The following is a 2,687-nucleotide window of genomic DNA, read 5'->3' on the forward strand; positions in this document are numbered from 1 at the left end:
AAGTTGATCCTCATCAGGCGGCGCCGTCAAGGCGAACGAATTTAGTTTTCTTTTACGTGGTTTCCGGCGGCAGGCTGAACAAGCGTCGCCGCTGGTCATAGGCGAAGATTTCGGCGAAACGTCCCCAGTCGATCACGGCGGCGAGAGTCTGCTCGGCGTCGGGCACGGTCAGATGGTCCTCGAGTTCCGGTGAAAAGCGCTGGCGCGGCGCCGCATGTCCCGGCCGCTCCGACAGGACGAGGCGTATATGCGCGGCGAGCGGGACATTTCGCAACAGATGTTCGCAAAACAGTTTTTTACGCGCCTCCGCCGCGCCGCCGACGAAAATGTTTCCGGCCGGGGTAAGATGCAAAAACCCGTTGCGCATTTCAGCAAAGCCGAGGATTTGCAGGGCCTCGGTCACGGGCAGCAAATGATCCACATCGAGATGCAGCCGCCCCGCGAGCGAGCGCAAATCAGCCATTTCGTCGAAGGGCGGCTCGGCCAGCAATTCCATCAGCCCGACGATGCGATAACAGGAGACGAAAGGCAGGCACATGCCGAGGCCAGCCAGCGCGGGCTTGCCCTTGCCGTCGCCGCCGCCCCCGCGCCCGGCGGTCATGCGCGCGTAAATATCGTCGACGATTTCGCGGAACACCGGCGACAGCCTTTCGCGTGGACGCGGCAGCGGCACTTCGATTTCCGCCGCGATGCGTCCGGGATCGGGCGCGAGAACGACGATGCGGTCGGCCATGAACACCGCCTCCTCGATATTATGGGTGACCAGCATCACCGATTTGATCGCCAGTTTACCTTCGGTCCACAGGTCGATGAAATCCGACCGAAGGGTCTCGGCTGTAAGCACGTCGAGGGCGGAAAAGGCCTCGTCCATCAAAAGTACGGTCGGATCGACGACCAGGGCGCGGGCGAAGCCGACGCGCTGGCGCATTCCGCCGGAGAGTTCGCGCGGATAGGCGCTCTCGAAACCGTCGAGGCCGATCATGTCGATCGCCTTCAGGGCTTTCGCATTGGCCTCGACTTCCGGCACGCCCAGCGCGTCGAGCCCGACCAGCACGTTTTCCAGCACGGTAAGCCAGGGAAACAGCGCGAAAGTTTGGAAAACCATCGCTATGCCCTTGGCCGGCCGGTCGAGAGGCGCGCCCTCGAAGGCGACGCCGCCTGAACTCGGCCTCATCAACCCGGCGGCGATGCGCAGAAGCGTGGACTTGCCGCAACCGGAGCGCCCCAGCACGCCGACGATCTCGCCTTCCCGCAGACTGACGCTGATATCTTCGAGAACCACCGAAGCTCCGCCGCCCGGCCGTCCGAAAGCCTGGTGGATATGGGACATTTCGAGCACCGCTTTCGACTGGCTCAAAGGCTTTTGCACGGCTTCAAGCATGGTCTACCCTCAATCCAGCCGCAGCCGGCGTTCGCCATAGGCATAGAGCCGGCGCCAGAGAACGCGGTTGAAGAAAATCACATAGAGCGACATGACGGCTATGCCGAGGACGATGCGCGGATAGTCCGCAGCGACGGTCTGGTCGGCGATATAGGCGCCGAGCCCATGCGCGGTGAGTTGGGTCTGTCCCCAGGAGACGGATTCGGCGACGATGCTGGCGTTCCATGAGCCGCCCGAAGCGGTCAGGGCGCCGGTGACGAAATAGGGGAAAATCCCCGGCAGGATGACTTTCCGCCACCATTGCCAGCCATGAATCTGGAAATTTTCGGCGGCCTCCAGAAAATCGGTCGGGAAGGCCGTGGCGCCGGCGATGACGTTGAACAAAATATACCATTGCGTGCCGATGATCATCAGAAGGCTCAGCCAAATGTCCGGGTTCAGATGGAACCGGACGATCATGATGACGGCGAAAGGAAACAGCAGATTGGCGGGAAAGGCGGCGAGAAACTGCGCCAGAGGCTGGATTTTTTCCGCTAGGCGCGGCCTCAGGCCGATCAATACGCCGACCGGAACCCAGATCAAGGAACTCAGGACAATCATCACGGCGACGCGCAACAAGGTATAAAAGCCGAGCCGGAATGCGGTGAAAACATCGGCCCAACTCAGGGATGCGGCGACGTAGCGAACGATCAAGGCCGCCGCGCCCAAGGCCATGGCGACGACGAAGACGACCCACAGCCGGTCGAAAAACCGCCCTTTCCCGGAAACTTCGGTGACGATCGGGCCCGGGATGTCCCAGTTGAGAACCGGCGCGCGCAAAATCCGCCTCATCGCAGCGCTCAACGGCCGGGCCGCGCCCTGCAGCAGGCGGGCGCGCTGCAGCACCGTGAGGAACCACGAATGCGGCGTGGTTTGAGCGGCGGATTGCTCGAAGCGGAAATGGTCGGCCCAGACGACCAGCGGCCGGAACATGAGTTGATCATAGAGGAGAATGACGAGGGTCATCGCCAGCAGCGCCCAGCCGATCGCGCCGAGATCCTGCCGCTCGATCGCAAGAGCGACGTAAGAGCCGATGCCCGGCAGCGCGATCTGTTCGTCGCCAACGCTGATCGCCTCGGAGGCGACGACGAAGAACCAGCCCCCCGACATGCTCATCATCATGTTCCAGACGAGGCCGGGAACGGCGAAGGGCGCTTCGACGCGCCAGAATCGCTGCCATGACGAGAAACGAAAAGCGCGGCTCGCCTCGTCGAGATCGAGCGGCACCGTGCGCAGCGATTGATAGAAGCTGAACGCCATGTTCCAG

At 62.4% G+C, this 2,687-nt stretch carries 2 protein-coding genes; both read right to left on the bottom strand.

The features are described 5' to 3' along the window. Window positions 1–52: 52 nt before the first annotated feature. Window positions 53–1,381 (bottom strand): ABC transporter ATP-binding protein, encoded by a 1,329-nt coding sequence (locus tag ACLP2E_RS18880; protein ID WP_442464497.1) that lies wholly within the window; start codon window positions 1,379–1,381, stop codon window positions 53–55. Window positions 1,382–1,390: 9 nt separating this feature from the next. Next, a partial coding sequence (locus ACLP2E_RS18885; protein WP_442466801.1) for an ABC transporter permease occupies window positions 1,391–2,687 on the bottom strand: 1,297 nt, incomplete at its 5' end.

The organism is Rhodoblastus sp. (assembly GCF_052145335.1).
Lineage (GTDB): Bacteria > Pseudomonadota > Alphaproteobacteria > Rhizobiales > Beijerinckiaceae > Rhodoblastus.

Bases quoted from the DNA above. Each gene is read 5' to 3' on its own strand.
- ACLP2E_RS18880 (WP_442464497.1), bottom strand. From the start codon at position 1,381: ATGCTTGAAGCCGTGCAAAAGCCTTTGAGCCAGTCGAAAGCGGTGCTC.